The organism is Streptomyces sp. NPDC033845 (assembly GCF_055576225.1).
Genome location: NZ_JBVIRI010000033.1, coordinates 25506 through 37387 on the forward strand (window position 1 = coordinate 25506; position 11882 = coordinate 37387).

Consider the following 11882-nt stretch of genomic DNA (forward strand, 5'->3'; position numbering starts at 1 on the left):
TCAGACTCCTGCGGGGGCGTTGGCGGCCGGCGATCCGGTCAGGTCGGCGGGCGAGGCCAGGTGGCCCAGGACCGCGGTGGCGGCGGCCACCTGCGGGGAGACCAGGTGGGTGCGGCCGCCCTTGCCCTGACGTCCTTCGAAGTTGCGGTTGGAGGTGGACGCGGAGCGCTCGCCGGGGGCCAGTTGGTCGGGGTTCATGCCCAGGCACATGGAGCATCCGGCGTGCCGCCATTCGGCGCCGGCCTCCTTGAAGACCTTGTCCAGGCCCTCCTCGACGGCCTGCAGGGCGACCCGGACGGAGCCGGGGACGACCAGCATGCGGACGCCCTCGGCGACGGTGCGGCCCTCGATGATGCCGGCCACGGCCCGCAGGTCCTCGATCCGGCCGTTGGTGCAGGAACCTACGAAGACGGTGTCGACCCGGATGTCGCGCAGCGGCTGTCCGGCGGTCAACCCCATGTACTCCAGGGCCTTTTCCGCGGCCAGGCGCTCCGATGCGTCCTCGTACGAAGCGGGGTCGGGGACGTTCGCCGACAGCGGGGCGCCCTGGCCGGGGTTGGTGCCCCAGGTGACGAACGGGGAGAGGGCGGAGCCGTCGATGACGACCTCGGCGTCGAAGACGGCGTCCTCGTCGGTGCGCAGGGTCTTCCAGTAGGCGACCGCGGCGTCCCAGTCGGCGCCGGTGGGGGCGTGGTCGCGGCCTTCGAGGTAGTCGAAGGTGGTCTGGTCGGGGGCGATCATGCCCGCTCGGGCGCCGGCCTCGATCGACATGTTGCAGATGGTCATGCGGGCTTCCATCGAGAGCTTCTCGACGGCCTCGCCGCGGTACTCCAGGATGTAGCCCTGGCCGCCGCCGGTGCCGATCCTGGCGATGATGGCCAGGATCAGGTCCTTGGCGGTGACGCCCTCGGCCAGCTCGCCGGTGACGGTGATGGCCATGGTCTTGGGGCGGGCCAGCGGGAGCGTCTGGGTGGCCAGCACGTGCTCGACCTGGCTGGTGCCGATGCCGAAGGCCAGCGCGCCGAAGGCGCCGTGGGTGGAGGTGTGGGAGTCGCCGCAGACCACCGTGGTGCCCGGCTGGGTGAGGCCCAGCTGCGGTCCCACCACGTGGACCACGCCCTGCTCGACGTCGCCCAGCGAGTGCAGCCGGACGCCGAACTCGGCGCAGTTCGCGCGCAGCGTCTCCAGCTGGGCCCGGGAGACCGGGTCGGCGATCGGCTTGTCGATGTCGAGGGTGGGGGTGTTGTGGTCCTCGGTGGCGATGGTGAGGTCCAGCCGGCGGACCTTGCGGCCGTTCTGGCGCAGGCCGTCGAAGGCCTGCGGGCTCGTCACCTCGTGCAGCAGGTGCAGATCGATGAAGAGCAGGTCGGGCTCGCCCTCGGCGCGCCGGACGACATGGTCGTCCCAGACCTTCTCCGCGAGTGTCCTACCCATCGCTTTCCCTCCGGCCGGCCGGTTGTGCCGGCGCTTGTTCGACGGCATCGGACCCAGTGGTTCGTGGACCCGCACATACAGACTGGCGGGTTCTTGGAAAAATTGAACTTGCGTTTCACAGTGTGAGACGTGAATATCGTTGCATGGACAACTCTAGCGGCGTCGGCGTTCTCGACAAGGCAGCTCTGGTACTGAGCGCACTGGAGTCCGGTCCGGCCACCCTCGCCGGGCTGGTCGCGGCGACAGGGCTCGCACGACCCACGGCACATCGTCTTGCCGTGGCACTGGAACACCACCGGATGGTGGCGAGGGACATGCAGGGCCGGTTCATCCTCGGTCCACGGCTGGCGGAGCTCGCCGCCGCGGCGGGCGAGGACCGGCTGCTGGCGACGGCCGGACCGGTGCTCACCCATCTCCGGGACGTGACGGGAGAGAGCGCGCAGCTCTACCGCCGGCAGGGCGACATGCGGATCTGCGTGGCGGCGGCCGAGCGGCTCTCGGGTCTCCGGGACACCGTCCCGGTGGGCTCCACACTTCCGATGAAGGCCGGTTCGGCGGCGCAGATCCTGATGGCCTGGGAGGAGCCCGAGCGGCTGCACCGGGGCCTGCAGGGCGCGCGCTTCACGGCGACGGCCCTGTCGGGCGTACGGCGCCGCGGCTGGGCGCAGTCGATCGGCGAGCGGGAGCCCGGCGTGGCGTCGGTCTCGGCGCCGGTGCGCGGCCCGTCGAACCGGGTGGTGGCCTCGGTGTCGGTCTCCGGTCCGATCGAGCGGCTGACCCGGCACCCGGGGCGGATGCACGCCCAGGCCGTGATCGACGCGGCCGCCCGGCTGTCGGAGGCCCTGCGCCGCTCCGGCTGAGCCGCCCTTCCCGTCTGCTCCCTTATCCCTCTCCCCCATCTCCCGCCTTCCGGGCCCGGGGGCGCGTACGACGCCGCACACGTCCGAACTCGCGCCTCCGGGCCCGCTCTTGTGTTGTCCTCGCGGGTGGGGCGGGAACGCGGAAGAGCCCCCCGCGACCATGTCGCGGGGGGCTCTTCCTGTGCGTACCCCCGACCGGATTCGAACCGGCGCTACCGCCTTGAGAGGGCGGCGTGCTAGGCCGCTACACAACGGGGGCCTGCCTGCATCGTTACTGCGCTGGGCTACCAGGACTCGAACCTAGAACAAAGGAACCAGAAACCTTCGTGTTGCCAATTACACCATAGCCCAATGGTGGTCTAGACCAGACCACAGTACCCCCGACCGGATTCGAACCGGCGCTACCGCCTTGAGAGGGCGGCGTGCTAGGCCGCTACACAACGGGGGCCCTAGCGATCCTGCATCAAGACGTCCGGGTGCTACCCAAGGAGATCTCGCGGGAAGGATCTGTACCCCCGACCGGATTCGAACCGGCGCTACCGCCTTGAGAGGGCGGCGTGCTAGGCCGCTACACAACGGGGGCAAAGCACTGCGTCACTACTGCACTGCGCTGGGGTACCAGGACTCGAACCTAGAATAAGGGAACCAGAAACCCTCGTGTTGCCAATTACACTATACCCCACCGAAAGTCAAGGCCCTGCGGGTCTTTCTTTCGAGTGGCGCCTCGGTCCGGCCTTTCGGCCCGCTCCGGCGGCGCAGAAAGAACATTACCGGATGCCTGACCGTGCTCCAAAACGGGTATCCCCGGCCAGCAGCTCCGGGAGCGGGTCGAGCGCGGTGATCCGGTGCACCCCTTCGGGGCCCGGCCCGCGTCCGCCGTGCCGGTCCAGCCACACGGACAGCAGCCCGGCGTCCCGGGCGCCCCGGGCGTCGATCTCGGGCTGGTCGCCCACGTAGGCCACCTCCTCCGGGGGCAGTCCCAGGGCCTCGCAGGCGGCCAGGAAGGCGCCCGCGGCGGGTTTGCTCACCCCCAGCTCGGCGGCGCACACCAGGACCTCGAAGCGGTCGCGCAGCCCGAGCGCCCGGAGTTTGGGGTCCTGGTTGGCGCTGGAGGAGTTCGAGAGGATCCCGTGCCGGTATCCGGCGGCGAGGGCGTCCAGGATCGGCAGCACGTCCGGGAAGAGGGTCCAGGCCGCCTTGTAGTGCTCCACGTACCGGTCGAACCAGGCGTCGGCCGCCGCGTCGGGCAGGTCCGGCCGGGCCAGGAACTCCCGGACCCGGTCCCGGCGCTGGCCGGGGAAGGTGACCTCGCCCGCGGCGAAGCGGTCCCAGTGGCGCTCGGTCAGCCGCCGCCAGAGCGCGAGGGCCTCGGCGGGGGTGCCGTAGCGGTCGGCGAGGCCCTCCTCGGCCAGCCGTCCGGCCAGTCCGGCGGTGTCCGCGCCCGTGTAGTCGAACAGGGTGTCGTCGATGTCCCAGAGCACGGCGCGGATCGGCATGTGACCGACGCTACAACGCCGCGGGGGGCGGCCGCCGGGCGCTTGTCGAAAGCGCGTCGGCGGCCGCCCCCCGCGGGAGGTGTCGGCGGGACTCAGCCGGACAGCCGGGCCAGGGCCGCGTCGATGCGGGCGAGCGAGCGCTCCTTGCCCAGGATCTCCAGGGACTCGAAGAGCGGCAGGCCGACGGTGCGGCCGGTGACGGCCACCCGGACCGGGGCCTGGGCCTTGCCCAGCTTGAGGCCGTGGGCCTCGCCGGCGGCGAGGACGGCCTGCTTCAGGGACTCCGGGTCGTTCCAGTCGGCCGTCTCCAGGTGGGCGCGGGCGGAGGTGAGCAGGGCCGCCGGGTCGCCCTTCATCGCCTTGTCCCAGGAGACCTGGTCCGAAACCGGCTCCTTGAGGAACAGGAAGTCGACGTTGGCGGTGATCTCCGAGAGCACCGCCACCCGGGTCTGGGCGTGCGGGGCGATCCGCTCCCAGGCCTCGGCGTCGAAGTCCTCGGGCGCCCAGTTGGCGTGCGGGGCCTGGAGCCAGGGGGCGCAGCGGTCGGCGAAGACCTTGGGGTCGAGCAGGCGGATGTGGTCGCCGTTGATCGACTCGGCCTTCTTCAGGTCGAAGCGGGCCGGGTTGGCGTTGACGTCCGGGATGTCGAACTTCTCCACCATCTCCTCGATCGAGAAGATGTCCTGGTCCTTGGAGAAGGACCAGCCGAGCAGCGAGAGGTAGTTCAGCAGGCCCTCGGGGAGGAAGCCGCGCTCGCGGTAGAGGTTGAGCGAGGCCTCGGGGTCGCGCTTGGAGAGCTTCTTGTTGCCCTCGCCCATCACGTACGGCAGATGGCCGAAGGAGGGGATCTCCTTGGCGACGCCGAGCTCGATCAGCGCCTTGTACAGGGCGATCTGGCGCGGGGTGGAGGACAGCAGGTCCTCGCCGCGGAGCACGTGGGTGATCTCCATCAGCGCGTCGTCCACCGGGTTGACCAGGGTGTACAGCGGGGCGCCGTTGGCCCGGAGGATGCCGAAGTCCGGCACGTTCTCGGGGCTGAAGGAGAGCTCGCCGCGGACCAGGTCGGTGAAGGTGACGGTCTCGTCGGGCATCCGGAAGCGCACGATGTGGGTGCGGCCCTCGGCCTCGTACGCGGCCTTCCGCTCCTCGGTGAGCTCGCGGCAGTGGCCGTCGTAGCCGGAGGGCCGGCCGGCGGCGCGGGCGGCGTCGCGGCGGGCGTCGAGCTCCTCGGTGGTGCAGTAGCAGGAGTAGGCGTAGCCGCCCTCCTGGAGCCGGCGCGCCACGTCCGCGTAGATGTCCATGCGCTCGGACTGGCGGTACGGGGCGTGCGGGCCGCCCACCTCGGGGCCCTCGTCCCAGGTGAAGCCGAGCCAGCGCAGCGAGTCGAGCAGCTGGCCGTAGGACTCCTCGGAGTCGCGGGCGGCGTCGGTGTCCTCGATGCGGAAGACGAACGTGCCGCCGTGGTGGCGCGCGAAGGCCCAGTTGAACAGGGCGGTGCGGACCAGGCCCACATGGGGGTTGCCGGTCGGGGAGGGACAGAAACGTACGCGGACGGGTCCGTTAGCCACGCTTGATCACCTTGTTGGTGAGAGTGCCGATACCTTCGATGGTGACGGCGACCTCGTCGCCGACGTTGAGGGGGCCGACTCCGGCCGGGGTCCCCGTGAGGACGACGTCGCCGGGGAGCAGCGTCATGGCCTCGGTGATGTGGACGATCAGGTCCTCGACGGAGCGGACCATGTCGCTGGTGCGGCCGAGCTGGCGCTGTTCGCCGTTGACGGTGCACTGGACGGCCAGGTCGGAGGGGTCGAGGTCGGTCTCGATCCAGGGGCCGAGCGGGCAGGCGCTGTCGAAGCCCTTGGCCCGGGCCCACTGCTTCTCCCGCTGCTGGACGTCCCGGGCGGTGACGTCGTTGGCGCAGGTGTAGCCGAGGATCACGTCCTTGACCCGCTCACGGGGGACCTCGCGGCACATCCGGCCGATCACCACGGCGAGCTCCGCCTCGTGGTGGAGGTCCTGGGTGAAGGACGGGTAGGTGATCGGGTCACCGGGGCCGACCACCGAGGTGGAGGGTTTGAAGAAGGTGATCGGGGTCTCGGGGACCTCGTTGCCGAGCTCCGCCGCGTGCTCCGCGTAGTTGCGGCCGATGGCCACGACCTTGTTGGGGAGCACGGGCGGCAGGAGCCGGACCTTGCTCAGCGGGACCTTCGTGCCCGAGAGCTCGAAGTCCGCGAACGGGATGCCCTTGATGATGTCGAGGACGAGCCCGCTCTGGTCGCCGGAGGCGGTGCTGCCCTCCACGGCGCCGAAGGCGACATTTCCGTCGATCGAGAATCTGGCGATGCGCAAAGGTCGCGCCTGCCCCTCTGTTTCCGCTGGCTGGAGTCTGCCGGTCCAGGCTAACGCGGTTGAGGGGTCAGGCCTGCGAGGTTGCGGGTCCGCGCTACTCCGCGGGGGTGCCCGGGGCGACCATCAGGACCGTGCGGCGGGGGTTGGCGGTCTGCGTCGGCAGTTCGACCGCGTGCTCCGGAACCTCGACCGCCTGCAGTTCCTCGGCGTCCTTGAGGTGCGCGAGGGTGGTGCGGCGGGGGTTGGCTATGTTGCGGAACATCATGGTCGTCTTGGTCTGCGACATCAGAGTCTCGTAGCCCTCGGTCGTGGGTGGCGGCGGCCCTCGGGGCGCCATGGGTCGGGTGAGCGATAGCTGTAAAGGGCAAGGCTAAACATCTGAATCCCCGCGGGAACCGGTAAGTAATGGCCATGGGTATGTGAGTTTGCTCACGAGCTCCCGGGCATTACCGACATAACGACCAGTCATCAAGCTCTCCGGAAACGGACATTGCGCCACTGAATGCTGTATTCCGCTCCTGATCATCTCGACTGGGACACCCGGCCGGGCCCGGCGATTCGGCAAGCAAAGTCCAGTTCGTCCCGAAAAGGCTTCCACCGCCCGTAGCACCGCCATCACAAGAAGTCACCGACCCCCGGCACGACCCCTCGGACCTTGTTGGAGATCCGTCACTGTGCTGGAATTCGCGGGACCGCCGCGGGAATCGACGGAAATCAACGGGAGACGCGCGGTCACCGACGACCACCAAGGGGCCGACGGTGCCCCACGACTCGACACCGTCCCGCCGCTCGCCCGGTGGGACGCCTGGTCCAGAGGTTGCGACGCTAGTGCAGGGACGTTTCAAGAGGGATGGGTCTCCACAGACCCGCCAGGGCCGAGGGGACGCTGCGGCGGAGCAGGAGCCGCGCGGCGCGACCGACCGCGGCCCCGCGCACCAGCACGCCCAGAACCGCGGGCCGGGCGCCGAAGGCGTCCGCACGGCCCCCGCCGCCGAACAGGCCGCGGGCAAGGGCAGGAAGGGCAAGGGCGGCAAGCCGGCCAAGCCCGGCACCGGCCCCGCCGACTCGCTGATACAGGACCAGGCGATACCGAAGGCCCCCAGCGGGCCCGGTTCCCGTCTCGCCCTGCACAACTGGCGCATCAGCACCCGTCTGCTGTCACTGCTGACTCTCCCCGTGGTCGCCGCCACCACCCTGGGTGCCGTCCGTATCAACGACTCGCTCAACGAGATCAACCAGCTGGAGCACATGCAGCTGCTGACGACCATGACCCGGCAGGCCACCCATCTGGCGTCCGCGCTCCAGGAGGAGCGCGACCTGTCGGCCGGTCCGCTGAACCCGGACTACAAGGGCCGGGTCGTCAGCGAGGTCGACGCCGTCCGCGTGGCCACCAACTCCGCCGGTGACGCGTTCACCGAAGCCACCGCGGGCATCGACGACCAAGAGGACAAGGACGAGACCCTCAAGTCCATCCGCAGCAACGTCACCCAGATCAGCCGCCAGCTCGGCTCCCTGGAAGACATCCGCACCAACGCGTACAAGAACGGCTCCCAGCAGACCGTCTCCCAGTACAACGCGCTGATCGTGTCGCTGCTGTCGCTCTCCCAGGACATGGCGCAGGCCACCTCCAGCCCGGAGATGATCAAGCGGACCCGTGCGCTGGCCTCGTTCTCCTCCGCCAAGGAGTACGCGTCCATCCAGCGCGCCATGATCGCCGCCGCGCTCCCGCCGACCAACACGTCCTCCGGCAAGCTGGAGGAGAACGACCGGCTCTACGCCTACTCGGCGTACCGGAACTACGACCAGTCGATGGTGACCTTCGGCCTGGTCTACCAGGGCAAGGCCGAGGAGCTGCTGCAGCCGCTGGGCGAGGGCAACGCGGAGATCTCCTCCGCGAACAGCTACGCCGGCCGTGTGCTGAAGAACCCGGGCCAGTTCGCCAAGGAGAAGGACCGGTCGTGGCGCGACTGGTACGACTCGGCCGAAGTCAAGATCCAGACGATGAAGCGGATCGAGCTCCAGCTCCTGGAGGAGATGGAGCAGAAGGCCCGCGAGCTCAAGAACGAGGCCCAGCGCGACGCCCTCATCAACGGTGCGCTGATCCTCCTGGTCCTCGGTGTGTCGCTGGTCGGCGCGTTCATCATGGCCCGGTCCATGATCCGCTCGCTGCGCCGGCTGCAGGACACCGCCACCCGGGTCGCCCAGGACCGGCTGCCCGAGCTCGTCAAGCAGCTGTCCGAGTCGGACCCGCAGGACGTGGACACCTCCGTGGAGTCCGTCGGCCTCCACTCCCGCGACGAGATCGGCCAGGTGGCCGCGGCCTTCGACGACGTGCACCGCGAGGCCGTCCGCCTCGCCGCCGAGCAGGCCCTCCTCCGGGGCAACGTCAACGCGATGTTCACCAACCTCTCGCGGCGTTCCCAGGGCCTCATCCAGCGCCAGCTGTCGCTGATCTCCGAGCTGGAGTCCCGCGAGGCCGACCCGGACCAGCTGTCCTCGCTGTTCAAGCTCGACCACCTCGCGACCCGTATGCGCCGGAACGGCGAGAACCTCCTCGTCCTCGCGGGCGAGGAGCCCGGCCGCCGGTGGACCCGCCCGGTCCCGCTGGTCGACGTGCTCCGCGCCGCCGCCTCCGAGGTGGAGCAGTACGAGCGCATCGAACTGGCCTCGGTCCCCTCGACCGAGGTCGCGGGCCGCGTGGTCAACGACCTCGTGCACCTGCTCGCCGAGCTGCTGGAGAACGCCACCTCGTTCTCCTCCCCGCAGACCAAGGTCAAGGTCACCGGTCACGCCCTGCCGGACGGCCGGGTGCTGGTCGAGATCCACGACACCGGCATCGGCCTGTCCCCCGAGGACCTGGCCGCGATCAACGAGCGGCTCGCCGCCCCGCCGACCGTGGACGTCTCGGTCTCCCGCCGCATGGGTCTGTTCGTGGTCGGCCGCCTGTCCCTGCGACACGGCATCCGGATCCAGCTGCGTCCCTCCGACTCCGGCGGTACGACGGCCCTCGTCATGCTTCCCGTGGACGTCGCCCAGGGCGGGCGCAAGCCCGCGCCCGGCGGCCAGGCCGGCGCCCAGGGTGCCCCCGGTATGCCGCAGGGCGGTCCGGCCGGCCAGGGCCAGGTGCCCGGCGGTCCGGCCCGGCCCCCGGTCGGCGGTGCCCCGCAGCGCGGCCAGGTGCCCGGCGGTCCGCAGCGCGCGGCGCTGCCCGGACGCGACGGCCAGCCGCAGGGCGGGCCCGGCGGTCCGGGGCAGAACGCCTTCGGCGCCGGCGGTCCGCTGCCGGGCCGCGGTCCGGGTGCGCCCGGCGGCCAGCCCGGCCAGCCCGGCCAGCAGCAGAACCCGCAGGGACAGCCCGGTCAGAACCCGTTCGGCGGCCAGAACCAGGGCGGCCAGAACCCGTTCGGCGGACCCGGCAACCAGGGCGGTCAGGGACGCGGCGGCTTCGGCGGCGGCGCCCCGGTCGGCGGCCCGCCGTCCCGTCCGGTCCCGGCGCAGTCCGCCAACCCCGGTCAGGGCGGGTTCCCGCAGCAGGGCAACGCCTTCGAGCGGCCGCAGCCGGGAGCCCCGGCCCAGCAGGCCCCGCAGCAGCAGAACCCGCAGCAGGGCCCCCCGACCCGCAACCGTCCGCAGCTGCCCCCGCGGGGCGGTGCCCCCGCGGCCGGCCGGCCGGAGCTTCCGGGCACCGGCGCCGGCGCGGTTCCCGGCGGGCTGCCGCAGACCACCGACTGGGGTACCGGTCCGGCCGCCCAGGGCGGCCACGACCTGCCGCGCGGTCATGACGAGCTGAGCGGACCCGGCTCCACCGCCGAGTTCGCCCGACCCGACTTCAACGCCCCGCTCCCGCAGGGCAACAGCACCACCGGCCAGTTCGCCCGGCCCGACCTCGGGCAGGGCAACGGCAGCACCGGCCAGTTCGAGCGGCCCGATGTCCGCGGGTCCGCGGACCCGTCCGGCACCGGCCAGTTCGCCCGGCCGGACTTCCAGGCCCCGCGGCCGGCCGGCGGCCCGGGCGTCGGCTCGTACCCGGCCCCGGCCCCGCAGGCTCCCCACGCGCCCGCGCCGGCCCCCCGTGCCGAGGCTCCGCAGCTGCCGCAGGCCCACCAGCCGGAGGCGCTGCCGCCGGCCCCGGGCCACGGCGACACCCGCAGCCCGATCTTCGACACCCTGGAGTCGAACTGGTTCCGCCAGGAGGGCGGCGAGCAGCCGGCCCCCGGGCCGGACCTGCCCGCCACCCGGCAGCCGCAGCAGGCTCCGGACCGGCTGCCGGCCCAGCCGCAGCAGGCCCTTCCGCAGCGCGGCCAGGAGCGGGCGGCGGACTCCGGTCCGGCGACCGGTGCCACGCCCACGGTGAGCTGGCGCTCCTCCCCGAACGACGAACTGATGCGGCAGGCCGAGCGGGTGCGCCAGCCGGCCGCCGGCGGGATCACCACCTCGGGTCTGCCCCGCCGGGTGCCCCGTGCGAACCTGGTGGCCGGTACCGCCCAGCAGCAGGCCGACGCACAGGCGGGACCGCAGGTCTCCCGTGCGCCGGACGATGTCCGCGGTCGCCTCACCAATCTCCGACGCGGTATCCAGCAGGGTCGTCAAGCCGGCAACAACGGTCCGGCGACCGGCAATTACCACATCGATCCCACCTACCAGCAGGAGCGATAGTTGAGTTCGATGAGCCAGGCGGCACAGAACCTGAACTGGTTGATCACCAACTTCGTGGACAACACCCCCGGGGTGTCCCACACGGTGGTGGTCTCCGCCGACGGTCTCCTCCTCGCGATGTCCGAAGGTTTCCCGCGTGACCGCGCCGACCAGCTGGCGGCCGTGGCCTCCGGACTGACTTCGCTGACCGCGGGTGCCTCCCGGATCTTCGAGGGCGGGGCCGTCAACCAGACCGTGGTGGAGATGGACCGGGGATTCCTGTTCCTGATGTCCGTCTCCGACGGTTCCTCGCTGGCCGTACTGGCGCACCCCGAGTGCGACATCGGCCTCGTGGGCTACGAGATGGCCCTCCTGGTGGACCGGGCCGGCAGCGTCCTCACCCCGGACCTGCGCGCCGAGCTCCAGGGCAGCCTTCTCATCTGACCGCCAATCTCCCGGCCGGACGGTACTGCCGGCCGGGAGTCCGGGGCCGCCGGCCGGCCCCGGGATCCAGTACCACCGTCAGGCCGTCATCCCGTCCCCCCACCGGCCACCGTCAGACGGCACGCTGACCACTGCTGTCGAGCCCGGAGGATTCATGACCCCGCCCCCCGCCTTCCCCGATGCGTACGGTGACAACTCGTACCACTCGGAAGGCGACCAGCCGCTGGTCCGCCCTTACGCCATGACCGGCGGCCGGACCCGGCCCCGCTACCAGCTCGCCATCGAGGCGCTGGTCAGCACCACGGCCGACCCGATGCACCTTTCGGGCCTGCTGCCCGAGCACCAGCGGATCTGCACGCTGTGCCGCGAGGTCAAGTCGGTGGCCGAGGTGTCCGCCCTGCTCTCGATGCCGCTCGGTGTGGCCCGGATCCTCGTGGCCGACCTGGCCGAGGCCGGCATGGTGGCCATTCACCAGCCGGGCAATGGAGAGGCCGGCGGCACGCCGGACGTGACGCTGCTCGAAAGGGTGCTCAGTGGACTTCGCAAGCTCTAACGGCGGCGGGACCGCCCGCTCCACCACCTCCGCGAAGATCGTGGTGGCGGGCGGCTTCGGCGTGGGCAAGACCACGTTCGTCGGCGCGGTCTCCGAGATCAACCCGCTGCG

Annotated in this window: 9 protein-coding genes, 5 tRNA genes and 1 pseudogene; 5 read left to right on the forward strand and 10 right to left on the reverse strand. The window is 71.3% G+C overall.

Annotation, left to right across the window (positions count from 1 at the left end):
- Positions 1–1434, reverse strand: coding sequence for a 3-isopropylmalate dehydratase large subunit (leuC, locus tag ACZ50K_RS35205; RefSeq protein WP_468911044.1), 1434 nt, complete (start codon positions 1432–1434; stop codon positions 1–3).
- Between the two features lie 143 nt (positions 1435–1577).
- On the opposite strand from leuC, the gene ndgR reads away from it, so the two are divergent.
- Complete coding sequence (ndgR, locus tag ACZ50K_RS35210) at positions 1578–2294, forward strand: IclR family transcriptional regulator NdgR (RefSeq protein ID WP_073911130.1); 717 nt, start codon at positions 1578–1580, stop codon at positions 2292–2294.
- Positions 2295–2480: 186 nt separating this feature from the next.
- Here the strand turns inward: ndgR and ACZ50K_RS35215 are convergent.
- The 9 genes from ACZ50K_RS35215 to ACZ50K_RS35255 form a co-directional block, all read right to left on the reverse strand.
- Positions 2481–2553: transfer RNA gene (locus ACZ50K_RS35215), tRNA-Glu, on the reverse strand.
- Between the two features lie 20 nt (positions 2554–2573).
- A tRNA-Gln gene (locus tag ACZ50K_RS35220) sits at positions 2574–2645 on the reverse strand.
- A gap of 24 nt (positions 2646–2669) precedes the next feature.
- A tRNA-Glu gene (locus tag ACZ50K_RS35225) sits at positions 2670–2742 on the reverse strand.
- A gap of 62 nt (positions 2743–2804) precedes the next feature.
- A tRNA-Glu gene (locus ACZ50K_RS35230) sits at positions 2805–2877 on the reverse strand.
- A 27-nt stretch (positions 2878–2904) separates the two neighbouring features.
- Positions 2905–2976: transfer RNA gene (locus ACZ50K_RS35235), tRNA-Gln, on the reverse strand.
- 85 nt (positions 2977–3061) lie between these two features.
- A complete protein-coding gene (locus ACZ50K_RS35240) occupies positions 3062–3790 on the reverse strand; it encodes an HAD family hydrolase (RefSeq protein WP_468911047.1) in 729 nt (242 codons plus the stop codon).
- A gap of 92 nt (positions 3791–3882) precedes the next feature.
- The gene (gltX, locus tag ACZ50K_RS35245) at positions 3883–5358 is read right to left on the reverse strand and encodes a glutamate--tRNA ligase (RefSeq protein ID WP_468911049.1); all 1476 of its coding nucleotides are present in this window, start codon (positions 5356–5358) and stop codon (positions 3883–3885) included.
- Positions 5351–6139: a fumarylacetoacetate hydrolase family protein gene (locus tag ACZ50K_RS35250; protein WP_468911051.1), complete on the reverse strand. Its 789-nt coding sequence runs from the start codon at positions 6137–6139 to the stop codon at positions 5351–5353. The genes gltX and ACZ50K_RS35250 overlap by 8 nt, the downstream gene beginning before the upstream one ends.
- Before the next feature lie 94 nt (positions 6140–6233).
- On the reverse strand, positions 6234–6425 hold the full coding sequence (locus ACZ50K_RS35255) for a hypothetical protein (RefSeq protein WP_468911054.1): 192 nt from the start codon (positions 6423–6425) through the stop codon (positions 6234–6236).
- 542 nt (positions 6426–6967) lie between these two features.
- On the opposite strand from ACZ50K_RS35255, the gene ACZ50K_RS35260 reads away from it, so the two are divergent.
- From ACZ50K_RS35260 to ACZ50K_RS35275, 4 genes and pseudogenes are all read left to right on the forward strand, one after another.
- A complete protein-coding gene (locus tag ACZ50K_RS35260) occupies positions 6968–10795 on the forward strand; it encodes a nitrate- and nitrite sensing domain-containing protein (protein WP_468911055.1) in 3828 nt (1275 codons plus the stop codon).
- A 9-nt stretch (positions 10796–10804) separates the two neighbouring features.
- Positions 10805–11218: a roadblock/LC7 domain-containing protein gene (locus tag ACZ50K_RS35265; RefSeq protein WP_008739864.1), complete on the forward strand. Its 414-nt coding sequence runs from the start codon at positions 10805–10807 to the stop codon at positions 11216–11218.
- A 154-nt stretch (positions 11219–11372) separates the two neighbouring features.
- Positions 11373–11771, forward strand: coding sequence for a DUF742 domain-containing protein (locus ACZ50K_RS35270; protein WP_468911058.1), 399 nt, complete (start codon positions 11373–11375; stop codon positions 11769–11771).
- Positions 11752–11882, forward strand: a pseudogene (locus ACZ50K_RS35275) (ATP-binding protein); the annotation flags it as partial. The gene ACZ50K_RS35270 and the pseudogene ACZ50K_RS35275, both read left to right, overlap by 20 nt.